This window comes from Frondihabitans peucedani, from assembly GCF_039537585.1.
In the GTDB taxonomy this organism is placed as follows: Bacteria; Actinomycetota; Actinomycetes; order Actinomycetales; family Microbacteriaceae; genus Frondihabitans; species Frondihabitans peucedani.
Map to the genome: position 1 here is coordinate 2,279,824 of NZ_BAABAU010000001.1, position 25,251 is coordinate 2,305,074.

27 protein-coding genes and 1 tRNA gene are annotated in these 25,251 nt (G+C 70.7%); 14 read left to right on the forward strand and 14 right to left on the reverse strand.

Translation table 11 applies throughout. The features are described from left to right. Nucleotides 1-41: 41 nt before the first annotated feature. From ABD733_RS10685 to ABD733_RS10695, 3 genes are all read left to right on the forward strand, one after another. On the forward strand, nt 42-908 hold the full coding sequence (locus ABD733_RS10685) for a DeoR/GlpR family DNA-binding transcription regulator (RefSeq protein WP_344795819.1): 867 nt from the start codon (nt 42-44) through the stop codon (nt 906-908). Then, complete coding sequence (locus ABD733_RS10690) at nt 905-1,849, forward strand: aldose 1-epimerase family protein (RefSeq protein ID WP_344795821.1); 945 nt, start codon at nt 905-907, stop codon at nt 1,847-1,849. Before ABD733_RS10685 ends, ABD733_RS10690 begins: the two co-directional genes overlap by 4 nt. A gap of 92 nt (nt 1,850-1,941) precedes the next feature. Beyond that, nucleotides 1,942-2,190: a hypothetical protein gene (locus ABD733_RS10695; RefSeq protein WP_344795823.1), complete on the forward strand. Its 249-nt coding sequence runs from the start codon at nt 1,942-1,944 to the stop codon at nt 2,188-2,190. A 237-nt stretch (nt 2,191-2,427) separates the two neighbouring features. Here the strand turns inward: ABD733_RS10695 and ABD733_RS10700 are convergent. Next, nucleotides 2,428-2,500: transfer RNA gene (locus ABD733_RS10700), tRNA-Lys, on the reverse strand. Nucleotides 2,501-2,594: 94 nt separating this feature from the next. Here ABD733_RS10700 and ABD733_RS10705 point away from each other — a divergent pair. The 3 genes from ABD733_RS10705 (at nt 2,595) to ABD733_RS10715 (ending at nt 5,118) form a co-directional block, all read left to right on the forward strand. Further along, the gene (locus ABD733_RS10705) at nt 2,595-3,227 is read left to right on the forward strand and encodes a DNA-directed RNA polymerase subunit beta (RefSeq protein WP_344795825.1); all 633 of its coding nucleotides are present in this window, start codon (nt 2,595-2,597) and stop codon (nt 3,225-3,227) included. Between the two features lie 449 nt (nt 3,228-3,676). Beyond that, nucleotides 3,677-4,276: an ECF RNA polymerase sigma factor SigK gene (gene sigK / locus ABD733_RS10710; RefSeq protein ID WP_344795827.1), complete on the forward strand. Its 600-nt coding sequence runs from the start codon at nt 3,677-3,679 to the stop codon at nt 4,274-4,276. Then, nucleotides 4,273-5,118, forward strand: coding sequence for an anti-sigma factor (locus tag ABD733_RS10715; RefSeq protein WP_344795829.1), 846 nt, complete (start codon nt 4,273-4,275; stop codon nt 5,116-5,118). Before sigK ends, ABD733_RS10715 begins: the two co-directional genes overlap by 4 nt. Nucleotides 5,119-5,263: 145 nt before the next feature. Here the strand turns inward: ABD733_RS10715 and pstB are convergent, their stop codons facing one another. From pstB to ABD733_RS10760, 9 genes are all read right to left on the reverse strand, one after another. Beyond that, nucleotides 5,264-6,043, reverse strand: a complete 780-nt coding sequence (gene pstB / locus ABD733_RS10720; protein WP_344795831.1) for a phosphate ABC transporter ATP-binding protein PstB — start codon at nt 6,041-6,043, stop codon at nt 5,264-5,266. A 41-nt stretch (nt 6,044-6,084) separates the two neighbouring features. Next, entirely contained in the window at nt 6,085-7,176 is a 1,092-nt protein-coding gene (gene pstA / locus ABD733_RS10725) for a phosphate ABC transporter permease PstA (RefSeq protein WP_344795833.1), read from the reverse strand. Beyond that, nucleotides 7,176-8,135, reverse strand: a complete 960-nt coding sequence (pstC, locus tag ABD733_RS10730) for a phosphate ABC transporter permease subunit PstC (protein ID WP_344795835.1) — start codon at nt 8,133-8,135, stop codon at nt 7,176-7,178. The genes pstA and pstC overlap by 1 nt, the downstream gene beginning before the upstream one ends. Nucleotides 8,136-8,287: 152 nt before the next feature. Next, entirely contained in the window at nt 8,288-9,385 is a 1,098-nt protein-coding gene (gene pstS, locus ABD733_RS10735) for a phosphate ABC transporter substrate-binding protein PstS (protein WP_344795837.1), read from the reverse strand. Nucleotides 9,386-9,601: 216 nt separating this feature from the next. Next, entirely contained in the window at nt 9,602-10,537 is a 936-nt protein-coding gene (locus ABD733_RS10740) for an NUDIX hydrolase (RefSeq protein ID WP_344795839.1), read from the reverse strand. Nucleotides 10,538-10,563: 26 nt separating this feature from the next. Then, nucleotides 10,564-12,738, reverse strand: coding sequence for an RNA degradosome polyphosphate kinase (locus tag ABD733_RS10745; RefSeq protein ID WP_344795841.1), 2,175 nt, complete (start codon nt 12,736-12,738; stop codon nt 10,564-10,566). Between the two features lie 85 nt (nt 12,739-12,823). Further along, a complete protein-coding gene (locus tag ABD733_RS10750; RefSeq protein WP_344795843.1) occupies nt 12,824-13,039 on the reverse strand; it encodes a hypothetical protein in 216 nt (71 codons plus the stop codon). Nucleotides 13,040-13,132: 93 nt separating this feature from the next. Then, nucleotides 13,133-14,002 carry a mycothiol synthase gene (gene mshD / locus ABD733_RS10755; RefSeq protein ID WP_344795845.1) on the reverse strand — a complete coding sequence of 290 codons (870 nt, stop codon included), beginning with the start codon at nt 14,000-14,002 and terminating at the stop codon, nt 13,133-13,135. Beyond that, entirely contained in the window at nt 13,999-14,676 is a 678-nt protein-coding gene (locus tag ABD733_RS10760) for a winged helix-turn-helix domain-containing protein (protein ID WP_344795847.1), read from the reverse strand. Before ABD733_RS10760 ends, mshD begins: the two co-directional genes overlap by 4 nt. Nucleotides 14,677-14,781: 105 nt before the next feature. Between ABD733_RS10760 and ABD733_RS10765 the strand changes: the two genes are divergently transcribed. The 4 genes from ABD733_RS10765 (at nt 14,782) to ABD733_RS10780 (ending at nt 18,007) form a co-directional block, all read left to right on the forward strand. After that, nucleotides 14,782-15,063: a hypothetical protein gene (locus ABD733_RS10765; protein WP_344795849.1), complete on the forward strand. Its 282-nt coding sequence runs from the start codon at nt 14,782-14,784 to the stop codon at nt 15,061-15,063. Nucleotides 15,064-15,209: 146 nt separating this feature from the next. Further along, nucleotides 15,210-15,815, forward strand: a complete 606-nt coding sequence (locus tag ABD733_RS10770) for a heme-binding beta-barrel domain-containing protein (protein ID WP_344795851.1) — start codon at nt 15,210-15,212, stop codon at nt 15,813-15,815. Further along, the gene (gene ygfZ, locus ABD733_RS10775) at nt 15,805-16,923 is read left to right on the forward strand and encodes a CAF17-like 4Fe-4S cluster assembly/insertion protein YgfZ (RefSeq protein ID WP_344795853.1); all 1,119 of its coding nucleotides are present in this window, start codon (nt 15,805-15,807) and stop codon (nt 16,921-16,923) included. The genes ABD733_RS10770 and ygfZ overlap by 11 nt, the downstream gene beginning before the upstream one ends. 1 nt (nt 16,924) lies before the next feature. Continuing rightward, a complete protein-coding gene (locus ABD733_RS10780) occupies nt 16,925-18,007 on the forward strand; it encodes an FUSC family protein (protein ID WP_344795855.1) in 1,083 nt (360 codons plus the stop codon). A 63-nt stretch (nt 18,008-18,070) separates the two neighbouring features. Here ABD733_RS10780 and ABD733_RS10785 read toward each other — a convergent pair whose 3' ends face one another. Then, on the reverse strand, nt 18,071-18,862 hold the full coding sequence (locus ABD733_RS10785) for a class I SAM-dependent methyltransferase (protein ID WP_344795857.1): 792 nt from the start codon (nt 18,860-18,862) through the stop codon (nt 18,071-18,073). 48 nt (nt 18,863-18,910) lie between these two features. On the opposite strand from ABD733_RS10785, the gene ABD733_RS10790 reads away from it, so the two are divergent. The 3 genes from ABD733_RS10790 (at nt 18,911) to ABD733_RS10800 (ending at nt 21,050) form a co-directional block, all read left to right on the forward strand. Further along, nucleotides 18,911-19,654, forward strand: coding sequence for a phosphoglyceromutase (locus ABD733_RS10790; RefSeq protein ID WP_344795860.1), 744 nt, complete (start codon nt 18,911-18,913; stop codon nt 19,652-19,654). Between the two features lie 98 nt (nt 19,655-19,752). Continuing rightward, entirely contained in the window at nt 19,753-20,691 is a 939-nt protein-coding gene (locus ABD733_RS10795; RefSeq protein WP_344795862.1) for a hypothetical protein, read from the forward strand. Next, nucleotides 20,688-21,050, forward strand: a complete 363-nt coding sequence (locus ABD733_RS10800; RefSeq protein ID WP_344795864.1) for a GntR family transcriptional regulator — start codon at nt 20,688-20,690, stop codon at nt 21,048-21,050. Before ABD733_RS10795 ends, ABD733_RS10800 begins: the two co-directional genes overlap by 4 nt. A gap of 101 nt (nt 21,051-21,151) precedes the next feature. Here the strand turns inward: ABD733_RS10800 and ABD733_RS10805 are convergent, their stop codons facing one another. The 3 genes from ABD733_RS10805 to ABD733_RS10815 all read right to left on the reverse strand — a co-directional run bounded on the left by ABD733_RS10805 (nt 21,152) and on the right by ABD733_RS10815 (nt 24,355). Continuing rightward, nucleotides 21,152-21,571 (reverse strand): hypothetical protein, encoded by a 420-nt coding sequence (locus ABD733_RS10805; protein WP_344795866.1) that lies wholly within the window; start codon nt 21,569-21,571, stop codon nt 21,152-21,154. A 98-nt stretch (nt 21,572-21,669) separates the two neighbouring features. Beyond that, a complete protein-coding gene (locus ABD733_RS10810) occupies nt 21,670-22,935 on the reverse strand; it encodes a cysteine desulfurase-like protein (RefSeq protein WP_344795867.1) in 1,266 nt (421 codons plus the stop codon). A 4-nt stretch (nt 22,936-22,939) separates the two neighbouring features. Beyond that, on the reverse strand, nt 22,940-24,355 hold the full coding sequence (locus tag ABD733_RS10815; RefSeq protein ID WP_425552883.1) for a sugar porter family MFS transporter: 1,416 nt from the start codon (nt 24,353-24,355) through the stop codon (nt 22,940-22,942). A gap of 194 nt (nt 24,356-24,549) precedes the next feature. On the opposite strand from ABD733_RS10815, the gene ABD733_RS10820 reads away from it, so the two are divergent. Beyond that, a complete protein-coding gene (locus tag ABD733_RS10820) occupies nt 24,550-25,230 on the forward strand; it encodes an SDR family NAD(P)-dependent oxidoreductase (RefSeq protein ID WP_344795869.1) in 681 nt (226 codons plus the stop codon). Nucleotides 25,231-25,251 lie beyond the last annotated feature (21 nt).

Sequence of the window (25,251 nt, forward strand, 5' to 3'; positions counted from 1 at the left end):
TGGGATTGCGAAAGCAAATGAAAGTATACGAAACTGGACGAATGGAATCCAGTCGGTCCGAGCATCCTGCGCCCGCCGGGGTTCCGGCTGCCGTGCCGCCCTCGAGACGGCGCGACCGCATCGTCGCGGTCGTCGAGTCGCACGGCTTCGCCCGGACGACCGACCTGGCCCGCGAGCTCGGCACCTCCGAGGTGACGATCCGCAGCGACTTCGACGCGCTGGCGTCGCTCGGACGCCTCGTGCGGGTCCACGGCGGCGCGATGTCGGTCGAGCAGTCGCCGGTCGAGCGCTCGTTCGAGGAGGTCGAGACCGTCGGCGTCGACGCCAAGCGCGCCATCGGCAGGCGGGCCGCCGCGCTCGTCCGCGACGGGCAGTGCGTCGTGCTCGACGTCGGCACCACGACCACGCAGATCGCCGAGGCCCTGCTCGAGCGCACCGACCTCATTGGGGTCACGGTCGTCACCAACAGCCTCGTCATCGCGCTGACCCTCGAGCAGCTGGTGCCGCGGTTCACCGTCATCGTCACCGGCGGCACCCTGCGTCCGCTCCAGCACTCGCTCGTGAACCCCCTGGCGGCGACGGTCCTCGAGGGCATCACGGCCGACGTCGCCTTCATCGGCTGCACGGGCGTCGACGTCCGGCACGGCGTCACGAACGTGAACCTCCCCGAGACCGATCTCAAGAGGCTGATGGCCAAGGTCGCGAAACGGTCCTTCGTCGTCGCCGACGGGGGCAAGATGGGGGAGGCGCACCTCGGCGTGATCGGCCCCCTCGAGCGCTTCGAGGGCCTCATCACCGCCGCAGCCGAGCCCGAGATGGTGAGTGCGCTCCGGCAGGCCGGCCTGACCGTCATCGAGGCCGACGCCGACGACGACCGAGACCGCCCCACGAAGGAGCAAGCGACATGACCGAGACAGCACCGCCCACCGGCGAGCAGTACCACCTCCGTCTGACCTCCGGCGGCCACACCGTCACGGCGATCGTGACCGAGGTCGCGGCCGGGCTCCGCGCGCTCGAGGTCGACGGGTCGGCCGTCGCCGAGACCTTCGCCGAGCACGAGACGCCGCCCTCGGCCGCCGGCATCACGCTGGTGCCGTGGCCCAACCGCGTCGATGGCGGCAGCTGGACCCTCGACGGCACGCCCCAGCAGCTCGACATCACGGAGGTCGCGAAGGGCAACGCGAGCCACGGCCTCCTCCGCTACACCGCCTACCGCGCGATCGAGGTCGAGGAGCACGCCGTCACCCAGGCCGCCTCGGTCTTCCCGCAGCACGGCTTCCCGTTCCGCCTCGACACCACCGTCCGGCACGAGCTCGTCGAGGACGGCCTCGTCGTGACCCACACCATCACCGGTCGGGGCCCCGGCCGCGCGCCGTTCGCCGTCGGGTCGCACCCGTTCCTCCGGGTGGGGGCGCACGATCCTGCGACGCTGACGGTCACCCTCGACGCCGCGACCCGCTTCGAGACCAACGTGCGAAGCATCCCCGTCGGCACGGCACCCGTCGACGGCACCGTGTTCGACCTGCGGAACTCGCCGCTCGTCGGCGACCTCGACATCGACGCCGGCTACCGCGACATCGCGCAAGACGACGACGGTCGCCGCCGCACCCGCCTCACCGCGCCCGATGGCAGCAGCACCACGATGTGGCAAGACGAGTCGTTCCCCTACGTGCAGGTCTTCACGCCGCGGAACTTCCCGCGCGACGGCGTCAAGGGTCTCGCGATCGCCGCCGAGCCGATGACCGCGCCCGCCAACGCCCTGGCCAGCGGCGAGGGGCTTCGCTGGCTCGACGAGGGCGAGACCTGGATGGGCTCGTGGGGCGTGACGTACTCGGGGCCGACCGCCTGACGCGCAGCACCCGTGCTCTCGGGCGTCCGACCGTGCAGGATCCGCCCCGGCCGTCCCAGGCCGACCGCCGCCGGCTGCTCTAGCCTCGGGGCATGACCTCCGACGACGGCACGACCGATCCGACCAGCAGCGACAGCGACTCAGGTGCCGGCTCCGACTCCGACGGCATGACGTTCGAGGAGAAGCGGCACGACCAGCTGACCCGGGCGCCGAAGTCGGACGAGTCGGACGCCGCCCCGCGCATCGAGGTGTCGGAGTCGCCGTCCGGCGTGACCAGGATCGACGTCGCCGACACCGCGAAGGTGACGCCCGGGAAGGCGGGGCCGCAGCAGCGGGCTTGACGCCCGATCGGCGGGGCTCGTCGGCACCCGCGCCAGTCCGCGGACTGGTGCCGCTGCCGTCCTGCGGCGCCGTTCCCGTGAGGTGGGCCCCGTCGGGCTCGATCCCCGGGGCACGGACGCCACGCCGCTGGCGCGTCGCGTCGTGACCGGCTCCGGGGGCCCACTCCCGGTCGGTCCTCGACGAGACGGGGCCCACAAATGACAGATGGCGCCCGAGAGGGCGCCATCTGTCATCCGTGGGCCCCGTCGGGCTCGAACCGACGACCAACGGATTAAAAGTCCGATGCTCTACCAACTGAGCTAGAGGCCCCCGCGCGCACGGGGCGCGCAGACCCCAAGCCTAGCAAGGGCGGAAGGCGTGCGGAGTCGGCGCGGGCGCGGCTGCGGCGACTACCCTCGAGGCAATGAGCCCCCGCGACTTCCACCGTCCCGCGCAGTTCTCCGGCCATGAGTTCGAGGCGTTCAAGGGCGGCGACGATCCTGCGGTCATGCACCGGGTCGCCCACGAGTCGGCCAGCGCCCTGCTCGCCCGCGTGCGGAACGACCCCACGCCCGAGATCCTCGACCGGCTGGTGGCGTTCACCGACGCGAACGGCATCGACGCCCTCGCCGAGCTCTGGGCCGGCGCGACCGCGCACAGCCTGCCGGGCGCCCTCTGGCGCATCTACCTCATGCGGGCCGTCATCCGCCAGAGCCCCGACGACATCACCTACCTGTTCGAGCGCGGCGTCCGGATCACCGAGTCGATCGACCAGCTCGTCGCCGGCGCCCCGGCACCGGCGAGCCCGGAGGAGATCCTCGAGCTCGCCGACCAGATCCTGCGCGGGGTCTTCGCCGGCGACTTCGCCCTCGCGCTCGCGCGCGGCGCCGCGTTCTGCCGACTGGCCTCGGCCGGAGCCACCTCCGTGGCCGACGACCTCGACGTCATCGAGCCCGACCGCTCCATCGAGCTGACCCGACGGGCCCTCCGCCTCTCGGAGCTCGCCGTCGACCTCACCGCCTGCGCGGCCCTGGAGCGCGACGGCAGCCTCGACTGAGGCGGGCGCCGCACTCGCCCGGCGCGCCCACGCAACCCGATTTCGCTCCGCGCGGACGCCCGGGAAGACCCCGCCGCGGGTCGCTACAGTAGAGCATGCCGGGCCGCAGTAACCCCGGGCTCCAAAATTCGCCGCTCCGAGCGGCCTCGCGCCGAGAGGCGTTCTGCGGCCCGGCGCTTCTCTTTTAACGGCCGCGCGACCCCGATCCTGCGCCTCCCGCAGAAAATCCGACGGACTTCCAATCCCCCCGGGCACCGGTGCCGAACACCTTCCGAGAGAAACACCGCGGAATCTGCATCTTCGCCGGATCGTGCCCCTGTGCCCGGTCCACCGAGGTGGGCCTCTCGTGTCGACCGGGCGTGATTGCCATCCCAGACGGTCTCGGCACGGGAGGACCACCACGGTAACGGCGTCAAGCGACCGAAGTGCGGATGGAGGTGCGACCTGACATGCTGGAACTCGTGAGCCAAGACAGCGACACCCCCGAGCGCGACCGCGACGTCGCCTCCTCGCCAGAGGAGCTGCTCGAGCGCGTGGCCGACGGCGACCGCCAGGCATTCGCTCAGCTCTACGACCTGACGGCCCCGCGTGTGCTCGGCCTGATCAAGCGCCTCCTCAAAGACCACTCCCAGTCGGAGGAGGTCACGCAGGAGGTCTTCCTCGAGATCTGGCAGACCGCGAGCCGCTTCGACCACAACAAGGGCGGCGCTGCGAGCTGGATGCTCACGATGGCCCACCGCCGAGCGGTCGACCGGGTGCGCGCCAGCCAGTCGAGCCGCGACCGCGACACCAAGATCGGCATCCGCGACTTCGAGACCGACTACGACTCGGTCACCGAGCAGGTCGAGATCCGCATCGAGCACGAGAGGGTCGAACGGGCCCTCGGTCGACTCACCGAGCTGCAGCGGCAGGCGGTCACACTCGCCTACTACGGCGGCTACACGCACAGCGAGGTCTCTCGCATGCTGCACGTCCCGATCGGGACGGTCAAGACGAGACTGCGCGACGGAATGATCCGTCTGCGCGACGAACTAGGAGTGGCGTCATGAGCAAGCACGGCTCGACGTCGGGCTCAGGCCCCCGCGACATCGACACCGACGACCTGTCCGGTGCCTACGCGCTGAACGCACTCAGCGATGACGAGAGAACAGCATTCGAGAGCCGCATGGCCGGCTCGCACGAGATCAGAACGGAGGTGGCTGAATTGAACGACACCGCACTGCTGCTCGGCCGCGCCGTCGAACCCGTCCAGCCTTCCGCCGGTCTCCGGGCCAGCATCATGGACCTCCTCGATTCCACGCCGCAGCTCCCCAGACTCGACGCGCACGATAACGGCCCCCGCCGCGATGCCGACGCGTCGCCCGCAGGGTCCTCCTCGCACTCCGCCGAGATCCTCGAGCCGATCCCGCTGGCCCGCCAGCGCTGGTTCATGCGTCCTGCGGTCCTGCTGGTCGGTGCGGCCGCTGCTGCCGGTCTCTTCTTCGGCGGCGGCGCCCTGCTCAACCAGCCGGCGCAGAACGGCGGCATCACCGCTCAGGACACGACGAGTGCGGAGGCCTCGCAGATCCTCGCCGCCTCCGACGTCCGTCACACCTCGTCCGACATCTCCACCGGCGGCACGGCCTCGCTCTACTGGTCGAACGACCTCAAGCGCTCCGTCGTCGTCCTCGACGGCGTCTCGGCCCTGCCCGACTCGAAGACCTACCAGCTCTGGTACATCAAGGGCGGCAGCATCAAGTCGGCCGGCACCGTCCAGGCGTCCTCCAACACGGTCACCCAGGTGCTCCAGGGCGACCTCGTGAAGGGCGACACCGTCGGCATCACGATCGAGCCCCAGGGCGGTTCCAAGCAGCCCACCTCGAAGCCGGTCGTCGCTCTCGAGAGTGCCTGACCCGGCACCGACCTACGGCCCTGCGCCTCACCACCGCACTGCGCCGGCACGACGAAGGCCCCGTACCTCCGAGAGGTACGGGGCCTTCGCCGTGGGCGGGCGATGCCGCGCGAGCGAGCGGGCCGCCAGGGCGACCCGCCGTCGATCAACCGAAGCGGCCGGAGACGTAGTCCTCGGTCGCCTGGACGCTGGGGTTCGAGAACATCGTCGCGGTGTCGTTGTACTCGATGAGCTTGCCGGGCTTGCCGGTGCCGGCGATGTTGAAGAACGCCGTCTTGTCGCTGACACGCGACGCCTGCTGCATGTTGTGGGTGACGATGACGATCGTGTAGTCCTGCTTGAGCTCCTCGATGAGGTCCTCGATCGCGAGCGTCGAGATCGGGTCGAGTGCTGAGCAGGGCTCGTCCATCAGGATCACGTCGGGCGAGACCGCGACGGCGCGCGCGATGCAGAGGCGCTGCTGCTGGCCGCCGGAGAGGCCGGAGCCCGGCTTGTCGAGGCGGTCTTTGACCTCGTTCCAGAGGTTGGCCCCGAGGAGCGACTTCTCGACGAGGTCGTCGGCCTCGGTCTTCGAGATGCGGCGGTTGTTGAGCTTGACGCCGGCGAGCACGTTCTCGCGGATCGACATCGTCGGGAACGGGTTCGGGCGCTGGAACACCATGCCCACCTGGCGGCGGACGAGCACCGGGTCGACGCCCTGCGCGTAGAGGTCGTTGCCGTCGATCAGCACCTCGCCCTCGACGTAGGCGCCCGGGATCACCTCGTGCATGCGGTTGAGCGTGCGCAGGAACGTCGACTTGCCGCAGCCCGACGGCCCGATGAAGGCGGTGACGGTGCGGGGCTCGATCGTGATGTTGACGTCTTCGACGGCGCGGAACTTGCTGTAGTAGACGTTCAGGTCTTTGACTTCGATGCGCTTGGACACGTGGTTCCTTTTCGGAGGAGCGGTTCGGGGGAGCGGCCGGATCAGCGGCGGCTGAGCTTGGGGGAGAAGAGCCGGCCGATGAGGCGGGCGAGCAGGTTGAGGGCCATCACGATCAGGATCAGCACGAGGGCGCCGGTCCAGGCGCGCTCGACGAACGGCGTGGCATCCGGCCCCTGGTTCGCGTACTGCGTGTAGACGAACACGGGCAGCGTCATCATGCGGTCGTTGAACAGGTCGTAGTTCATGCTCGTCGTGAAGCCGGTCGTGAGCAGCAGCGGTGCGGTCTCGCCGATGACGCGGGAGATCGCGAGCATGACGCCCGTCGTGAGACCGGCGATCGAGGTCGGCAGGACGATCTTGATGATCGTCAGCCACTTCGGCACGCCGAGGGCGAAGCTCGCCTCGCGCAGCTCGTTCGGGACGATCTTCAGGATCTCCTCGCTCGAGCGGACGACCACGGGGATCATCAGGACGCTGAGCGCGATCGAGCCGACGACGCCGGCGCGGAACGCGGGGCCGAGGAACAGCGAGAAGAGCGCGAAGGCGAACAGGCCCGCGACGATCGAGGGGATGCCCGTCATCACGTCGACGAAGAAGGTGATGGCGCGTGCCAGGCGGCCGCGGCCGTACTCGACGAGGTAGACCGAGGTCAGCAGACCGATCGGGATCGAGATCAGGGCCGCGAACGCGGTGATCTCGAGGGTCCCGACGATCGCGTGGAGGGCACCGCCGCCGACGCCGATGACGTTGCGCATCGACTCGTTGAAGTAGGCCGCGTCGAAGCGCGCGACACCGCGCGACAGCACCGTGTAGACGAGCGACACGAGCGGCAGCAGCGTCACGATGAAGGCGGTGGTGACGAGCGAGGTGACCAGGCGGTCCTTCGCCTTGCGTCCGCCCTCGACGACCATCGAGACGACGACGATCAGGATGTCGAACAGCACGGTGCCGAAGAAGAGGGCCCCGACGATGTTGAAGTCGGCGGTCGTGCCGGAGGCCTTCAGGAGCAGGAAGACGACGATGAAGATCGCCCAGCTGATGATGAGCAGGCCCCACGGGGCGAGCTTCGGCAGCTTGCCGGCGGTGAGGGTGTTCGTGGAGGAGGCGCGGGTGGGGCGCACGGCGACCGACATCAGTTGGCTCCCGAGAAGGCCTTGCGGCGGTTGACGACGAAGCGCGCGGCCATGTTGACCAGCAGCGTGATGACGAACAGGATCAGGCCCGACGCGATGAGGGTGTTGAGCCCCACGCCCTGCGCCTCGTTGAACTGCAGGGCGATGTTCGCGGCGATGGTGTTCGGGTTCTGCGACGTGAGCAGGAACACGTTGATGACGGTGGCCGGCGAGAGCACGATCGCGATCGCCAGGGTCTCGCCGAGGGCGCGGCCGAGGCCGAGCATGACGGCCGAGACGATGCCCGAGCGGGCGAACGGCAGGACCGCCATCTGGATCATCTCGAAGCGGGTCGCCCCGAGGGCCAGCGCCGCCTCCTCGTGGAGCACCGGCGCCTGCAGGAAGATCTCGCGCATGACCGCGGTCATGATCGGCAGGCACATGACGGCGAGCACGATGGCGGCCGTCAGGATCGTCTTGCCGGTGCCGGACACGGGGCCGGCGAAGAGCGGGATCCAGCCCAGCTTGTCGACCAGCGTGTTGTAGAACGGCTGGATGAACGGGGCCAGGACCAGGACGCCCCAGAGGCCGAAGACGACGCTGGGCACGGCAGCGAGCAGGTCGATGATGTAGCCGAGGACGGCGGCGATCCTGCGCGGTGCGTAGTGGGAGATGAACAGCGCGATCCCGAGCGACAGGGGGGTCGCGATGATCAGGGCCAGGATGGCGGCCCAGACGGTGCCGAAGACGAGCGGGCCGACGTACGACCAGAAGCTCGTCGCCTGGTTGGGGATCTGCCCCTTCGTCGCGAAGAGGGCGGGCAGGCTCTGCACGACGAGGAAGGCTGCGACCGCGACCAGGACGGCCAGGATCAGCGACCCCGAGATGACCGTCGCGAGCGAGAAGACCCGGTCGCCCAGCCGGACCACGGCTCTGGGGCTTCCGGGTGTCGGGGTGGGGCGTTCCGCGGTTGCGGTCATGGAGTGGATTCCTGCTCTGGCCCGGGGGCCGCATGACTGGTCGGGTGGTGGTGCTGGTGGAACCGGGGCGCTGCCGGGGTGAGACAGCGGGTGAAGCAGAGGCGGTCCGGGTCGCGGCGTTCGACCGCGACCCGGACCGGTCGGTGCTGGTGTTACTTGATGGTGGCGGCGGCGGTCGCGACGTCGGCCGACAGCTTGTCGGTCAGCGGCGCGGAACCGGCCTGAGCGGCGGCGGCCTTCTGGCCCTCCGAGCTCGCGGCGTAGGTGGCGTAGGCCTTGACGACCTTGCCGACCTTGGCGTCCTTGTAGGTGTCGCAGGCGATCAGGTAGCTGACCAGGACCATCGGCCAGTCGCCCTTGTCGGTGAGGGTGCGGTCGATGTTGATGGCCAGGTCGTTCGACTCGCGGCCCGTGACGAGCGGCGACTTGGCGACGACGGCGGCAGCACCGTCGGCGCTGATCTTGGTGGCGGTGCCACCGACCATGAGCTTGGCGATGGCGAGGTCGCCGGCGCCGGACTCGTCGATGTAGGTGACGCTGTTGGTGGAGTTCTTCACCGCGTCAGCGACACCCGAGGTGCCCTTGGCCGCGTCGCCCACCTTGAAGGGGAACGTCTGCGACGCCTCGGCGGTCCAGGTCGACTTGGCCTGGCTGGCGAGGTACTGCGTGAAGTTGAACGTGGTGCCCGAGTCGTCGGAGCGGTGCACGACCGTGATGGCGGCGTCGGGGAGCTTCGCGTCGGGGTTCAGCTTGGTGATCGCCGCGTCGTTCCACTTCTTGATGGTGCCCTTGAAGATGCCGGCGATGGAGTCGGCGTCGAGGGTGAGGTCGGTCACGCCGGAGACGTTGTACGCGATCGCGATCGGGGAGATGTAGACGGGGAGGTCGACGGCCTTCGAGCCCGCGGCGCAGCCGGCGAAGGTCGACTTGAGCTCGTCGTCGCTCAGGGCGGCGTCGGAGCCGGCGAAGTTCGCGGCACCCGAGATGAAGGAGGTGCGGCCGGCGCCGGAGCCCTGCGGGTCGTAGTTGACCGTCGCGTCGGGGTTCGCGGTCTGGAAGCCGGCGGCCCAGGTGGTCTCGGCGACGCCCTGCGCGGACGAGCCGATGCCGTTGATGGTGCCGGAGACGGCCTTGCTGGAGGAGGCGGATCCGCTGCTGGACGGAGCGGCCTCGTTGGATGCGCAGGACGAGAGCGCCAGTGCGCCCACGATGGCGATGGCGGCGATGCTGCCAACTCGCTTGATAATCACGGATTTCCCTTCGGGGAGGTCGTAGTCGTCTTTGTGAGACAGGTGATGCTGGACTGGGCCGGTGCTGACCCGCGAGCGAGGCTACGGCCGCGCGTTAACGACGATTGTCGGTACCGGTGAACGCGAGGTGAACGAGAAGAGAACAAGCGCCGGGGATCACGGTCGATCCCCGGCGCTCGGGTAGGACGGAGGGCTGGCCTCGCGGGTTTCCGGCCGCTAGGCGGCGGGCCCGTGCGTCTCGACGGCGACGAGGGTGCCGTCGGCTCGGGCGATGTGGAGGACCGTGTACTCGGCTGTGCCGAGGTCGGAGTACCGACGGAGGTCGAGGCGGTGGCCGCCCTTGGTCTGCGCCGAGATCTCGCGGATGATCGCGGGCAGGACCGGCCCGTGGCTGCAGAGCACGGCGTTCACGCGCTTCTTGAGGCGCTTCTTGACGACGGAGGCGACGTCTTCGGTGCCGGCCTCGAAGGCGTCCTGGCTGATCGCGTCGGTCTGCTTGACCCCGACGTGCGACGCAAGCGACAGGGGTTCGACGGTCGCGAGGCAGCGCGCGGCGGTGCTCGCGATGATCCGCTCAGGATGCCAGGCGGCGATTCCCGGGGCGATCGTCTTGGCCTGCTTGCGACCCGCCGGCTGCAGGGGCCGCGTGGCGTCGACGCCCTGCCACTCGGACGGCGCGAGCGCCTTGGCGTGCCGGAGGGCGACGAGCGCGAACGTGCGGGTCTGGTCGGCGGCGACGCGGTCGGCGAACCGGTCGAGCACCTCGGCGTCGCGCTCGTAGGTGAGCTGGTCGCGGGCCTTGGCGACCGGCACCCACTCGATCGCCTGGACCTCGCTGTTCGGCTTGAACGACCCTGCCTCGGCGAATGCCTCGTCGGTCACCTCGGCCGCCCAGTAGTGGACGACCTTGTCGCGGCCGCCGGGCAGGAGGTACTCGGCGGTGCCGAGCGGCGCCCCGAGGGTGATGCGGTAGCCGGTCTCCTCGAAGACCTCGCGCACGGCGGTCTGCGGCGTGGCCTCGCCAGGATCGACCTTGCCCTTCGGCAGCGACACGTCGTGGTTGTACTCCCGGTGGATCAGGAGGACCCGCACCCTGCCCTCGACGAGACGCCAGCACACGGCCCCCGCCGCCACGACGGTGCTCGCCCGCACGGTCGTCGTCTGTGGTCGCTTCGCCGTCACCGGGTCGAACGCCTTCTCTTGCTGATCTGCCGCATGAGGCCGTCCTGCATGTCGGCGAGGCTCGTGCCGTCGTCGGCGTGCGCGTGGCGGACCCAGGTCTCGTCGGGCTCGAGGTGCCAGGAGGACGTCTCGGGCGACATGGCGAGATCGAACAGGGCGTCGATCTCGCGCAGGTGGTCTTCTTGCACGAGTCGCACCAGGACCTCGACGCGGCGGTCGAGGTTGCGGTGCATCATGTCGGCGCTCCCGATGTAGACCTGGGGGTCGCCGTCGTTGAGGAACGAGAACAGGCGCGAGTGCTCGAGGTAGCGGCCGAGGATGGAGCGCACGCGGATGTTCTCGCTGAGCCCGGGGAGCCCGGCCTTGAGAGAGCAGATGCCGCGCACCCAGATGTCGATCGGCACGCCGGCGTTGCTCGCGTGGTAGAGCGCGTCTATGATCTCCTCGTCGACCATCGAGTTGATCTTGATCCGGATGCCCGAGGGCTTGCCGGCGCGGGCGTTCTCGGCCTCGACGGCGATGCGCTTGACGAGGCCCTTGCGGAGGTGGAGTGGCGCGACGAGGAGGCGCTTGAACTTCTTCTCGATCGCGTAGCCCGACAGCTCGTTGAACAGGCGGGTCACGTCTTTGCCGACCTGGTCGTCGGCGGTGAACAGGCCGAGGTCTTCGTAGATCCGGCTCGTCTTCGGGTTGTAGTTGCCCGTGCCGATGTGCGTGTAGTGGCGGAGCCTCCCGCCCTTCTCCTGGCGGATGACGAGCGCGAGCTTGCAGTGCGTCTTGAGGCCGACGAGGCCGTAGACCACGTGGACGCCGGCCTTCTCGAGCTTGCGGGCCCAGGTGATGTTGTTCTGCTCGTCGAAGCGCGCCTTGATCTCGACGAGGGCGAGCACCTGCTTGCCCGCCTCGGCCGCGTCGATCAGCGCCTCGATGATGGGGCTGTCGCCGGAGGTGCGGTAGAGGGTCTGCTTGATCGCCAGGACGTTGGGGTCGGTCGCGGCCTGCTCGAGGAACGCCTGGACGCTGGTCGCGAACGACTCGTAGGGGTGGTGCACGAGGACGTCGCGGCGCGCGATGCTCGCGAAGATGTCGGGCGGGGTGTTCGGCTCGGTCGGGAGCAGCTGCACGGCCGTGGTCGGCAGGTGCTTGGGGTAGTGCAGCTCGGGGCGCGCGATCTTGGCGACCTCGAAGAGGCCGGCCAGGTCGAGGGGGGCCGGGAGCCGGTACACCTCCTGGTCGGTGATGTCGAGCTCGCGGACGAGGAGCTCGAGCGTCACCGGGTCCATGTCTTCAGTGATCTCGAGCCGGATCGGCGGACCGAAGCGGCGCCGGAGCAGCTCCTTCTCGAGAGCCTGGATGAGGTTCTCCGACTCGTCCTCGTCGATCTCGACGTCTTCGTTGCGGGTGACGCGGAAGACGTGGTGCTCGTTGACCTCCATGCCCGGGAACAGGTCTTGGAGGTGGTTGGCGATCAGGTCTTCGAGGGGGATGAAGCGCAGGCGCCCGCTGTTGTCGTCGGGGAGCTGGACGAAGCGCGGCAGGACCTGCGGCACCTTGAGGCGCGCGAACTCCTGCTTCTCGGTCTTGGGGTTGCGGACCCGCACCGCGAGGTTGAGCGAGAGGCCGGAGATGTAGGGGAACGGGTGCGCCGGGTCGACGGCCAGCGGCATGAGCACGGGGAAGATCTGCGTCGAGAAGACGTCGTTCATCCGCTCGCGGTCGGCCTCGGCCAGGTCGGACCACATCTCGATGTGGATGCCGGCGGTGTCGAGGTCGGGCTTCACGGAGTGGCTGAACGCCCGCGCGTGGCGCTTCTGGAGCTCGTACGCCTTGGCGTTGATCGAGGCGAGGACGTCGACCGGAGCCCTGCCGACGTTCGTCGGCACGGCGAGGCCGGTGGCGATCCTGCGCTTGAGACCCGCGACGCGGACCATGAAGAACTCGTCGAGGTTGCTGGCGAAGATGGCCAGGAAGTTGGCGCGCTCGAGCAGCGGGGTCTCGGGGTCTTCGGCGAGCTCGAGGACCCGCTGGTTGAACGCCAGCCAGCTGATCTCGCGGTCGAGGTAGCGGTCGGCCGGGAGCGAGCCGTCGTCGTCGAACGTGACGATGTCGTCGAAGTCGTCGATCAGGTCGTTCGTGACGGCTGCGCCGTCGACGTATGCGTCGCTGTCCATTGCTCAATCCTGCCACCCGGGCCGAGCCCGGCGGACCGTCCCGCGTGAACTGTTGGTAACTCCTGGAGCCCCGAGGGGCTGTGAGTCACTCCTCTTCTTTGAGCGCGAGGCCGATGGCGAAGAAGGTGGGGGCCCAGTGGCCGATGAAGATGCCCCAGCGGTCGGACTGGGCGCGGTCGTCCGACTTCTTGCCGCGCGACACGAGCCAGGCGAACAGGGCGATGACAATCGACGCGAAGCCGCCGATGTAGGCGTGCTCGCTGCGGAAGCCGAGGTCGTGGACGAATTTGATGGGATTCATGGGGCTTCCTGACGTCGAGTGGACCTTCACTCCACTCCCGCGGACCTGTGAGGGGGCCGGGCGTTGCGGAGACAGGCGGCCGAGCGGCTCGGGTCAGCGCGCGAGCGTGTACTGCACGTCGACTGCGTGGTCGGTGAATCCGCGGGCCGCGTAGAGGCGGAGCGCGGGGGCGTTGTCGCCCTCGACGTAGAGCGAGGCCGTCTCGAGACCGCGCTCGGCGAGGCGGTGGAGCCCCGCGTCGACCGCCAGGCCGCCGAGGTGCTGCCCCTGTCGCGCAGGATCGACGCCCACCGCGTAGAACTCGCCCGGTTCGCCGTGCTGGACCTTCAGCCAGCAGAACGCCACGAGGTCGTCGCCGTGCCGGACGAGCAGGAAGTCGTCGGGGTCGAACCAGTCGTCGCCCTCGCGGGCCTCGAGGTCGAGGAGCGTGAGGGAGCCCTGCTCGGGGTGCGAGGCGAAGGCGCGGGCGTTGAGGTCGAGCCAGGCGGCCTCGTCGACGCCGGGACGGAACGGCCGGACCGAGACGCCGTCGGGGAGCGCGGGCGCGGGAGCGTCGGCGGCGACCGCTGCCCGCTGCTGCAGGAGGCGGCGCGTGGCCTCGAAGCCGAACGCGTCGGCCAGCCGGCGGGCACCGGGGTGGTCTCCGTGCGCCCAGATCGCGAGCGGCCCCTCGGTCACCTCGACGACCGTGCGGAGCAGGATCGTGCCGAGCCCGGCCCGCCGGACGGCCGGTCGCACGACGAGCTCGGCCTCGCCCTGGTCGGGTCGCAGGATCGCGGCCGCGTCGCCGTCGCCCACGACCGTCGCCTGACCCGAGCGCGCGTCGACGAGCGCCTGGTCGGAGAACGGGGGAGTGCCGTCGTGCGCGGTCGCCTCGGCGGTCAGGGGCCGGAGCAGGTCGGCGGCCACCGCGCCGCTGCGGTCGGGGGCCCCGACATCGCTCGGACGGTCGGCGTCGGTCACTGCGGCCTCGGCTGGTCGTCGTCGTACACGTTGAAGCGGTAACCGACGTTCCGGACGGTGCCGATGAGCGACTCGAGGTCGCCGAGCTTCGCGCGGAGACGCCGCACGTGCACGTCGACGGTGCGGGTGCCGCCGAAGTAGTCGTAGCCCCACACCTCGCTCAGCAGCTGCTCGCGAGTGAAGACGCGCGACGGGTGCGTGGCGAAGAAGCGGAGGAGCTCGAACTCCTTGAAGGTGAGGTCGAGCGGGCGGCCGTGCACCTTGGCCGAGTAGCTGGCCTCGTCGATGACGACGCCGGAGGCCTGGATCTTGCTGCCCGACTGGCTCTGGGCGAGGCGCCCGGTGACGAGGCGGATCCGGGCGTCGACCTCGGCCGGACCGGCCGACTCCAGGATGACGTCGTCGACGCCCCACTCGGAGTTCACCGCGGTCAGGCCGCCCTCGGTCAGGACGAGGACCAGCGGGACGGTCACGCCGGTCGTGCGGAGGATCTTGCAGAGCGCCTTCGCGCTGGCGAGGTCGGTACGCGCGTCGACGAAGATCAGATCGCTCGACGGGGCATTGACCAGGTGAGCGGGCTCGGCGGGGATCTGGCGGGTCCGGTGACTGAGCAGCGCTAGGGCCGGGAGCACGTCGGGCGTTGCGGCGGAGGTCAGGACCAAGAGCTGCGCCACACGACCTCCAGTAGATGGACTTTCGGCGATTCTACCGGTACAGCGAATTCGCCCCGCTAACCCTAGCGGGTGGGCAACGGCTGCCGCGTAGGGGATGATGAACCCGTGGAGACCAAGACCAGACGAGAGCGACTGCGCCTCGCGACGACCCTGCCGGTGTGGTTCGCGGCGGTCGTCGGCGCCGTCGTCGTCGGCGTCACGACGCACGGAGACAGCTTCCTGGTGTGGCTGCCGCTGGTCCTCGGCGCCACGATCCTCCTGACCTTCTGCGTCCAGCTCGCGACCCGCGAGAAAGACGGCCTCGTCGACCGCGCGATGCTCAGCCTCGCCGGCAGCCTGGTCGTCCTGGGGCTCGCCACGGGCATCCTGTCTCTGCTCTCGCTCTGAAGTCCGAGAGGTAAGCTCTCTCCATGGACTCGCTGCTCCCCCTCGAGATGTTCTACATCGGCCTGCTCGTGCTGGCCTCCCTCTGCATCGCCTTCGTGGCCGTGACCGTCCTGGTCAAGCTGTTCAAGGGCCAGCGCTAGACCTCCATGATCGAGATCCCCACCGATCTCCCGGCAGAGATCGTCCCTCTGTCGTGGCTCCTGGGCGTCTGGGAGGGCACCGGGGTCGTCGACTACAAGGTCGGCGACGACGACGAGTCGCGTCGCACCCACGAGTTCGGCCAGCGCGTGAGCTTCAGCCACGACGGCCTGCCGTTCCTCAACTACAGCTCGTACTCGTGGCTCCTCGACGAGAAGCACACGCCGCTCGCCAGCGAGACCGGGTACTGGCGGCTCGACCGTCCCGCCGAGGAGGGCGATCGCGGCCCGGGCATGCTGCCGGGAGTCGGCGTCCAGCCGTTCACGACGCCGCGCGCCGTCGAGATCCTGCGGACCCCCGACGACGGCTTCAACATCGAGGTGTCGCTCGTGCACCCCTCGGGCGTCAACGAGCTCTATCTCGGTCGGGTGAAGGGTCCGCGCATCGACCTCGCCACCGACGCGGTGCTCCGCTCGAGCAACGCGAAGGAGTACTCGGCCGCCACCCGCATGTACGGGCTGGTCGAGAACCACCTGCTCTGGGCCTGGGACATCGCCGCCTACGGCAACGAGCTCCGCACCCACGCGTCGGGGCGGCTCGCCCGTGTCGACTGACGACCGCACGCCCTTCGCAGCGCGACCGGGCTTCGTACTCGACGAGGCGACCGGCGTCGCGTCCCACTACGGCAACCCCCTGATCGAGCAGCGGTCGCTGAGCGCAGGATCCTCCGTGGTCCAGGTGCCGTCGAGAGGCATCGTCACGGTCACCGGGCCCGACCGCCTGTCGTGGCTCGACTCGCTGACCAGCCAGTCGCTCAAGCGCCTCGCCCCCGGCATCTCCACCGAGACGCTCCTGCTCGACCCCTCCGGCCGCGTCGAGCACGCCGCCGGCGTCCTCGACGACGGCGAGACCGCCTGGCTCCTCGTCGAGGCGGCCTCGGCCGAGCCGCTCGCCGCGTGGCTCGACCGCATGCGCTTCATGCTCCGCGTCGAGGTCGCCGACCGCAGCGCCGACCTCGCCGTGCTCGGGTCGTTCGCCGACCTGTCGCTGCCGGCCGCCGATCCTGCGGGCGTCCCGCTCGTCTGGGTCGACCCGTGGCGGGAGGTCGCCGTCGGGGGAGTCTCGTACGCCGACGAGGCCTCGCACCCCGGTGCCGACTGGACCTACCGCGAGACCCTCGTCACCGCCGAGGGCCTGGCCGCCGTCGCCGCCTCCGAGATCCCCGCTGGGGGTGCGCTCGCCCTCGAGGCGCTCCGCATCGCGGCCTGGCGTCCGCGGCTCGGCACCGAGACCGACGAGCGGACGATCCCGCACGAGCTCGACTGGCTGCGGAGCGCGGTGCACCTCGACAAGGGCTGCTACCGCGGGCAGGAGACGGTCGCGAAGGTCCACAACCTCGGACACCCGCCGAGGCGGCTCGTCCTGCTCCACCTCGACGGGTCCGACAACGTGCTGCCGGCCCACGGTGCCGAGGTCTCGGCCGTGAGCGCGAAGCTCGGCGAGACCGTCGTGGTCGGCGAGGTCACCTCGAGCGCCGTCCACTACGAGCTGGGGCCGATCGCGCTGGCCGTCATCAAGCGGAGCGTCCCCGTCGACGCCCCTCTGACGGTGCTGGCCGACGACACCGTGGTCGCGGCCGCGCAGGAGGTCGTCGTGCCGCCGGAGGCCGGTGCTGCGGCGGGCGTCCCCCGCCTCCCGCGCCTGGGCGGCGTCCGGCGCTGAGGTGAGTCCCGGCCCGGGCCTCGCCGCGTTCGACGTCCGGCAGGCCCTCGAGCGCGTCCGCACGTCTCTGCCGGCGGTCGTCCAGATCGTGCTGGCCGCCGGCATCGCCTACTCGATCGGCCGCTTCGGATTCGGGCACGCCGCTCCCGTGCTCGCCGTCACCGTGACGATCTCCTCGCTCGGCTTCGCTCGCGACGCCAGGCCCCGACGGGTCCTCGAGAACGCGGTCGGCGTCGTGACCGGCATCGCGCTCAGCGAGCTCCTGCTGCTCGTGATCGGCAAGGGGTTCTGGCAGTTCGGGGTGGTGCTGTTCGCCGCCCTCGTGATCGCGCGGTTCTTCTCGGCGAGCAGCGCGTTCGCGGTCGCGGCGGCGACGCAGTCGATGTTCGTGATGCTGCTGCCCGATCCTGCCGGGGGTCCGTTCACCCGCTCCCTCGACGGTCTCGCCGGGGGCGTCGTCGCCCTCGTGATCACGGCGCTCGTGCCCCGCGACCCGGTCGGGCTCGCCCGCGCCGACGCCCGGCGCCTCTTCGCCGAGCTCGAGCCCGCGCTGGCCTCGCTCGTGCTGGCGCTGCGGCACGACGACGTCCGCCAGGCCGACGCGGCGCTCGACCGGCTCCGCGCGACGCAGCCGCTGCTCGACGACTGGGCGGCCACGCTCGAGACGGCGGTCTCGGTGTCTCGGCTGTCGCCGTTCCTCCGGCGGAGGCTCCCGGTCGTCGCGGGGGAGGCCGTGATCCTGCGCTATCTCGACCTCGCGGTCAGGAACCTGCGGGTGGTCGCACGCCGGATCGACACGACCATCGGCGACGGCCGCCGCCGGCCCGAGCTGGCCGACCTCGTGGCGGGCATCGCGGCGGCGGTCGAGGTGCTCGGGAGGTCGTTCGTCTCGGTCGAGCACCGGCCGACCGCCCAGGACGCCCTCGTCGCCGTCGCCCGGCGGCTCGATCCGGCCGTCGTGCTGCCCGGGGCTCCCGTGAGCGAGACGGTGCTCGTGCTGATGCTGCGGCCGCTCGTGATCGACCTGCTGATGGCGACGGGCCTGCCGCACGACGACGCGAGGTCGCGTCTCGCGCCGGTCTAGCCACGCCGTCCGACTCCGCCGTCCGACTCCGCCGTTCCGACCCAGCCGTCCGACTCGCTCGAGCTACGACAGCGGCGCGACCGCCCGCCACGGCACGGTGATCTCGCCGAGCCGCCACCTCGACCGCCCGTGCAGCACCGGCCACCCCTCGTCGCGGAGCGCCGACACCGTCGCCACCCACCGCTGCACCGGCGAGTACACGGCGAGGCCGGCGTTGTACCGCCAGTGCCGGTCGAGGTCGCGGAGGAACGCGTGCACCGGCTCGCCCTCCACGTTGTGGTGGATCAACGCCTTCGGCAGCCGCTCCGCCACGATCGACGGCGACTCCAGCGACGCCAGCCGCAGAGAGGCGGTGAACGTCTGCGGCCCTTCGGCGGTGACGTCGACCCAGCTCGCGACCCGGCCGACCTCGTTGCAGGTGCCCTCGACGAGCACCCCGCCGGGTGCGAGCCGCGAGGTCATGAGCGCCCAGCTCTCGGCGACCTCCGACTCGTCGTACTGGCGCAGGACGTTCAGCGCCCGGATCACGGCCGGCCGCCGCCCCGCCCGCTCGTCGGCGGGCGCCAGCGGCACCTCGAACCCGCCGAGACGGAACGAGACGCCCGGCACCGCCGACAGCGACGCCAGAGCGACGCGCGACGGCTCGATCTCGATGCCGACGACCTCCACGTCCGGCCGGATCCTCGCCAGCCGGTGGTGCAGCTCGAGCGGGGTCGTGGCGCTGGCCCCGTAGCCCAGGTCGACGACGAGCGGGTCGGCGGCGTGCCGGAACGCAGGATGCGAGGCGATCCAGCGGTCGATCCGGCGGAGCCGGTTGGTGCCCGTGGTTCCGCGGGTGACCTGGCCGATGGGCATGGAGCAAGTCAAGCATCCCGCCGGAGGGCCCGGCGATAGGATCGCAGCATGACTTCGACCCTCATCCTCCTCCGGCACGGCAACAGCGAGTGGAACCAGAAGAACCTCTTCACCGGGTGGGTCGACGTCCGCCTGAGCGAGGTCGGGCGCGGCGAGGCCAAGCGCGCCGGCGAGCTGCTGCGCGACTCCGGCCTGAAGCCCGAGATCCTCTACACGTCGCTCCTCACGCGCGCCATCCAGACCGCCGACCTCGCCCTCGAGGAGGCCGACCGCCTCTGGATCCCGGTCAAGCGCTCGTGGCGCCTCAACGAGCGCCACTACGGCGCGCTGCAGGGCAAAGACAAGGCTCAGACGCTCGAGGAGTACGGCCCCGAGCAGTTCCAGACCTGGCGTCGCTCGTTCGACGTGCCGCCGCCCGTCCTCGACGACGACAGCGAGTGGTCGCAGGCGCACGACGAGCGCTACGCCGACCTCGGTGCGGACGCCCCGCGCACGGAGTCGCTGAAGCTCGTGATCGAGCGCATGCTGCCCTACTGGGAGAGCGACATCACCAAAGACCTCGCGGCCGGGAAGACGGTGCTCGTCACCGCCCACGGCAACTCGCTCCGCGCTCTCGTGAAGCACCTCGACGGCATCTCCGACGACGACATCGCCGAGCTCAACATCCCGACCGGCATCCCGCTCGTCTACGAGCTCGACGACGACTTCCGTCCGACGGGGCCGGCGGCCTACCTCGACCCCGAGGCTGCTGCCGCCGGGGCTGCTGCGGTGGCCGCCCAGGGCAAGAAGTAGCCGGAGCCCCCCCGGAGTCCCTCCTCCTGCGCCCCTTGTCTTTGTCGCAGACACTTGCGACAATAGGCAGTACAAAAACAGGGGGTCCGGTGATGCACATGCTCGAGTTCGTCTTCCTCTGGGGAGCGGTCGTCTTCGCGGTCGCGCTCGCGCTGACCCTCATTCCCGACCACCGAGCGTGGCTGGCGAGGAGGCTCGGTACGAGGGTCGGCCTCGGCGTCCCGGCCGATCTCGCCGCGTCGGTCGAAGCGCGCGTCGCCCTGAGGAGCCGAGCCGCCTGCGTCGGCGCCCTCCTCGCTCTGGCGGTGTCGCTGGCCGGGCTCAGCCTCGCGGGCGTCTCGATCGGATCGGCGACGCCGCGCACAGACGACGGCCTCACCGTCGTGCAGATGTACGCGGTGCTCGGCGCGGTCTCGATCGGATACTCCTGGGGCGCCGCCTGGGCGTCGCTCCGGTCTGCGTCGGCCCGCGACGACCGCCCCCGGGTCGCGCGCCTGACCGCCCCGGGCGTCAGCGCCTTCGTCCGCCCCGGCCTCCGGATCGGCGCCTGGGCGCTCCTCGTCCTCGCCGCCTCCGCCGTCGCGATCGTCGCTCTCGGCGAACGCCCCGACCAGGTCGCCTCCCTGGCGCCGTGCGTGGCCCTGGTCGGCGTCGCGCTGGCCGGGCTGGTCGCCTCCGAGGTCCTCGGCCGCCGCGTCGTCCGCCGCGGTCGCCCGGCGGTCGACACCGACGAGCTCGTCTGGGACGACGCCCTCCGCTCGGAGACCCTGCGCGACCTCCTCGTCGGCCCGCTCCAGAGCCTCGCCCTCGGGGGTGCCTACGCGGTCATCCGGCCCGACCTCTCGGGCGTCTCCGCGTTCGCGCTCTTCCCGGCGCTCATCGGTGCCGCCGGCTTCGTCCTGCTCTCGTTCGTCTTCCGTGCCGACCGGCGACGCTTCCTCGACGAGCTCTGGCCGGGTGCGCGCCGTCGCACTCCCGACGAAGAGGCGCGCAGGATCGCGGCCGCCGCCGACCCGGCAGGAGCCACCGCCCGGTGATCACCCTCGACCCCCGCTCCGCCACCCCGCCGTTCGAGCAGCTCCGCGTGCAGATCACGGAGCAGGTGCGCTCCGGCGCCCTCGCTGCCGGTGTGCGACTGCCGACGGTCCGGCGCCTGGCCGAGGACCTCGGCCTGGCACCCAACACGGTCGCCCGGGCCTACCGCGAGCTCGAGGCGGACGGCCTCGTCGAGACGCGCGGCCGCAACGGGACGGTCGTCCGGCCGCAGGGCGACGCTGCCGCACAGCAGGCCCAGGAGGCGGCGCGCGCGTACGCGGACCGCGTCGCGAAGCTCGGCGTCACGCCCGCGGAGGCCCTCCGCTACGTGACCGGGGCCCTGGGCGCGAGCGGCAGCTAGCCGGCCCGCCCCGCTCCCGGCCCGCACCCCCGTCCGTCGCGGGCACCCGGTTCCGCGGGGGTGCCGCCGACGCTCGGGGGTTCGGCGCCGCGCGCGCCGCCTCACACGAACAGCGAGCTGATCTCCTGCACGAGCGCGTCCATGTCGACCGTCGCCACGTCGTCGACCCGAACCACGGGGGCGAGACCCAGCGGCTCGCCGGCCCCGGCGCACCAGACCTCGACGAGCCGCGGTGATCCTGCGCTCGGAAGCGCGGCGGCGACGACGGCTGCATCCGACCCGCTCAGGGACGCATCGATCACGACGCCCGCCTCGACGAGCCCCGCGGTCCGCCAGACCGTCTCGATGGCGAGCGCGCGCACCCCGTCGCGCGGGGCGACCGGGCCGGTCTGCTGCGTCAGCGCGTCCTGCACCTTCGACGGCTGCAGGACCGGACACCCGAGCAGGATCCCGAGAGCGGACGAGATCTCCGTCTTGCGGGGATCGGGGGTGCCGTTGACGAGGATCGCGACCTGAGCCATGCGTCCATCCTGCCGGACGCGGAGGCAGAGCCCGGACGCGGAGGCGTCGCCCCGACGCCGAGCCTCGCCCGGACGCGGCGAAGGTCAGCCGACACTCCTCACGCGCTGACGGCCGCCACCGCCCCGTCCTCGACGAACGACCGCATGCCCGCGAGCAGCCGCTCCACGTCGTCGCCGCTCGTGTACGCCGCGAGCCCGATCCGGAGCCCTGTCGTGTCGGCGTCGAGTCCCATCGACTGGAACGCCTCGAGGGCGTAGAAGTGGCCGGTGGGCGCCAGGACGTCGAGCTCGGCCAGGTTGACGGTGAGGTCGCGCATCCTGCGTCCTTCGATCGTCACGTAGAGGGTGGGAGTTCGCCGAGCTGCTCGCGAGTGGAGGGTCAGGCCCGGGATCGCGAGGAGCGCCTCCTCGAGCCGTGCTCGCAGCCCGCTCTCGTGCGCGTGGGTCGCGGCCATCGAGGCCAGGATCGCCTCGCGCCGGGAGGGAGCCGATCCGGCCTCGGCGTGCCCCGCACCGGCCGAGTCCCCGCCCACGATTCCCGCAATGAAGTCCACTGCCGCGGTCGCGCCGGCGAGCTGTTCGTACGGCAGCGTGCCGAACTCGAACCGCTCGGGCACGACGTCGGTCGACGGCAGCAGCTTGTCGGGGTGGATGCTCTCGAGGAGGGCGGGGTCGGCTGCGAGGACCCCGCAGTGCGGCCCGAAGAACTTGTAGGGCGAGCAGACGAAGAAGTCGGCTCCGAGGGCGGCGACGTCGACCGACTCGTGCGCGGTGAAGTGCACGCCGTCGATCCAGACCAGCGCGCCGACCTCGTGAGCGCGGTCGGCCAGCGCCCGGACGTCGGGCTCGGTGCCGATCAGGTTCGATGCAGCGGTCACGGCGACGAGCCGCGTCCGTCCGGTGATCGCGCGGGCGACCGACTCGTCGGTGATCTCGCCCGTCGACGCGTCGAACTCCAGCCACTGCACGGTCGCTCCCGCGCTCTCGGCCGCCTGCAGCCACGGCCGGATGTTGGCGTCGTGATCGAGGCGGCTGACCACGATCTCGTCGCCGGCAGACCAGGTCTTGGCGAGGTGCCGGGCGAAGTCGTAGGTGAGCTGGGTCGCGCTCCGGCCGTGGACGATGCCCGACGGCTCCGCGCCGAGGAGGTCGGCGTAGGCCCGGCGGAACCCCTGGACCGTCGCCTCGGCGTTCCGCTCCGACGCGACCCCGGTGCCGCGGATCGACGTCGGGCTCGTCATCGCCCGGGCGATCGCCTCGCCGACGACGAGCGGCGTCTGCGTCCCGCCCGGCCCGTCGAAGTGGGCGATCCCCGAGGAGAGCGACGGGAAGGCGGAGCGGAGGGCGTCGACGTCGAAGGGCATTCCCCTACTTCACCAGATCGCGGATGTAGATGTTGCCCGTCGAGACGTCCTCCTCGAGCTTCTCGAGGGTGCGGCCGCGGGTCTCGGGCACCGCGCGCCAGACGAAGAACAGGGCGAGTGCGTTCACCACGGCGAATCCGAAGAAGGTGCCGGTGATGCCGAAGGCCGCGATGACGGTCGGGAAGTACAGCCCGAGGAACGCGTTGGCGAGCCAGAGGCAGAAGACCGAGACGCCGATGCCGAAGCCGCGCATCTTGAGCGGGAAGATCTCGGACAGCGTCACCCAGGTGGCCACGTTGAGGAACGTCTGCATCGAGCCGACGAACGCCACGATGAGGAACAGCAGCACCCAGGGCCGCGCGGGGTTGCCGACGGGCAGCGCGACCGAGCCGATGCCGATGAGCAGGTGGCAGATCGTGGTCAGCGCGTAGCCGAGGAGGAACGTCCGCCGGCGCGGGAAGTGGTCCATCATCCGCAGCGCGATGATCGCACCGATGACGGCGATGATGCCCGGGGCGATGTTGACGATGAGGGCCGCGCTGGCCGAGAATCCCGCCTCGCGCAGCACGCTCTGGCCGTAGTACATGACCGCGTTGATTCCGGTCAGCTGCTGGGCGACGCCGAGGCCGATGCCGACGAGGATGATCCTGACGAACCACTTGTTGCGGAGGATCGCGCCGATCGACAGTGTCTCGCGGCGGGACTCCTCGGTCGTCGACCGGTCGATCTCGTCGAGCTCGGCTCGGGCGCGCTCCTTCGTGCGGAGGGTGGAGAGCACGCGGAGGGCGTCGTCGTCGCGGCCCTTGCCGGCGAGCCAGCGGGGTGATTCGGGCATCCGGAGCATCCCGATGAAGAGGGCGACCGCCGGCACGGCCTCGACGGCGAGCATGATGCGCCAGACGCCGTTGCCCTCTCCCCAGACGTTGCCGATGATCGCGTTGATGATGAACGCGAGGAGCTGGCCGATGACGATCATCATCTCGTTGCGCCCGGCGAGCGAGCCGCGGATCTCGTACGGCGCGAGCTCGGCGAGGAAGACCGGCACGACCGTCGAGGCGGCACCGACGGCGAGGCCCAGGATCACGCGCCCCACGACCATCACCGTGAAGTTGGGGGCGAAGACGCAGGTCAGCGCACCGACGAAGAACAGCACCGACATCAGGATGATCGACTTCCGCCGGCCCCAGGCGTCGGAGAGGCGGCCGCCCGTGATCGCGCCGACCGCTGCGCCGAACAGCAGGCCGCTGGTGACCATGCCCTCGGTGAGGTTGGTGAGCTGGAGCTCCTTGACCATCGGGCTGAGCGCCCCGTTGATCACGGAGGTGTCGTACCCGAACAGCAGGCCGCCGAAGGTCGCGATGAGGGCGACCGTGCCGAGGCGCTTGGTGTGCGGCCCCGGCGTCAGGGGAGGCAGCGACACCGCCTGCGCCTCACCGCCCGGCCGGCCCTGGTCTGAACGGCCCTGATCCGAACGGCCCTGCCCTGAACGACCCTGATCCGAACTCTTGACCGACGTCGACATCGGAACCCCTTTGTTCTAACAATATGACAACCGCGATGGTATCACGATCCACTTTCTCCGGGCAGGGGCTGGCGCGGGAGTAGTTTCAGGGGATGGACCTCGCCCTGAAGAACTCCGTCGCCCTCGTCGTGGGCGGCTCCGGCTACATCGGCCGCGCTGTCACCGACCGCCTCCGGAACGAGGGGGCCGAGGTCGTCGTCGCGTCCCGCCACCCCGACGATACCGGCGTGGAGCTCGATGCCCGCGACGCCGTGTCGGTCCGGTCGGCCGTCGCGAGGGTCCTCGCCGAGCGGGGCAGGATCGACGTGCTCGTCGTGACGGCGGCCCCGAGCGCGCAGACCCTCGATCCTGCGCGGAATTCCGACCCGGAGCAGGTGGCCGACGCGATCGACGGCAAGGCGCTGGCGTTCCTCCGGGTCGCGAACGAGGTCGTCCCGGTCATGCGCGAGGCCGGCCACGGCAGGATCGTCGTGATCAGCGGCCAGAACGCGCTGGTCACCGGCAACATCACCGGCTCGGTCCGGAACGCCGCGACGATCGTCGTCGCCAAGAACCTCGCCGACCAGCTGGCCGGCACGGGCGTGAACGTCACCGTGGTGAATCCGGGGATCGTCGCCGACGAGCCCGAGACGGAGGTCGCGGCAGGCAGCGGCGGTCAGTCGTCGCCCACGCAGATCGCCGACCTCGTCGCCTTCCTGTCGTCGCCCCTCTCGGCCGTGTCGGGCGAGTCGATCGCGGTCGGGCACCGCGTGCGGGGCGTCGTCTCGTTCTAGGCGTCCTCTCGTGCTGACCTC

Bases quoted from the DNA above. Each gene is read 5' to 3' on its own strand.
- ABD733_RS10685 (WP_344795819.1), top strand. From the start codon at position 42: ATGGAATCCAGTCGGTCCGAGCATCCTGCGCCCGCCGGGGTTCCGGCT.
- ABD733_RS10690 (WP_344795821.1), top strand. From the start codon at position 905: ATGACCGAGACAGCACCGCCCACCGGCGAGCAGTACCACCTCCGTCTG.
- ABD733_RS10695 (WP_344795823.1), top strand. From the start codon at position 1,942: ATGACCTCCGACGACGGCACGACCGATCCGACCAGCAGCGACAGCGAC.
- ABD733_RS10705 (WP_344795825.1), top strand. From the start codon at position 2,595: ATGAGCCCCCGCGACTTCCACCGTCCCGCGCAGTTCTCCGGCCATGAG.
- sigK (WP_344795827.1), top strand. From the start codon at position 3,677: ATGCTGGAACTCGTGAGCCAAGACAGCGACACCCCCGAGCGCGACCGC.
- ABD733_RS10715 (WP_344795829.1), top strand. From the start codon at position 4,273: ATGAGCAAGCACGGCTCGACGTCGGGCTCAGGCCCCCGCGACATCGAC.
- pstA (WP_344795833.1), bottom strand. From the start codon at position 7,176: ATGTCGGTCGCCGTGCGCCCCACCCGCGCCTCCTCCACGAACACCCTC.
- pstC (WP_344795835.1), bottom strand. From the start codon at position 8,135: ATGACCGCAACCGCGGAACGCCCCACCCCGACACCCGGAAGCCCCAGA.
- ABD733_RS10745 (WP_344795841.1), bottom strand. From the start codon at position 12,738: ATGGACAGCGACGCATACGTCGACGGCGCAGCCGTCACGAACGACCTG.
- ABD733_RS10750 (WP_344795843.1), bottom strand. From the start codon at position 13,039: ATGAATCCCATCAAATTCGTCCACGACCTCGGCTTCCGCAGCGAGCAC.
- ABD733_RS10770 (WP_344795851.1), top strand. From the start codon at position 15,210: ATGATCGAGATCCCCACCGATCTCCCGGCAGAGATCGTCCCTCTGTCG.
- ABD733_RS10785 (WP_344795857.1), bottom strand. From the start codon at position 18,862: ATGCCCATCGGCCAGGTCACCCGCGGAACCACGGGCACCAACCGGCTC.
- ABD733_RS10790 (WP_344795860.1), top strand. From the start codon at position 18,911: ATGACTTCGACCCTCATCCTCCTCCGGCACGGCAACAGCGAGTGGAAC.
- ABD733_RS10795 (WP_344795862.1), top strand. From the start codon at position 19,753: ATGCTCGAGTTCGTCTTCCTCTGGGGAGCGGTCGTCTTCGCGGTCGCG.
- ABD733_RS10805 (WP_344795866.1), bottom strand. From the start codon at position 21,571: ATGGCTCAGGTCGCGATCCTCGTCAACGGCACCCCCGATCCCCGCAAG.
- ABD733_RS10810 (WP_344795867.1), bottom strand. From the start codon at position 22,935: ATGCCCTTCGACGTCGACGCCCTCCGCTCCGCCTTCCCGTCGCTCTCC.
- ABD733_RS10820 (WP_344795869.1), top strand. From the start codon at position 24,550: ATGGACCTCGCCCTGAAGAACTCCGTCGCCCTCGTCGTGGGCGGCTCC.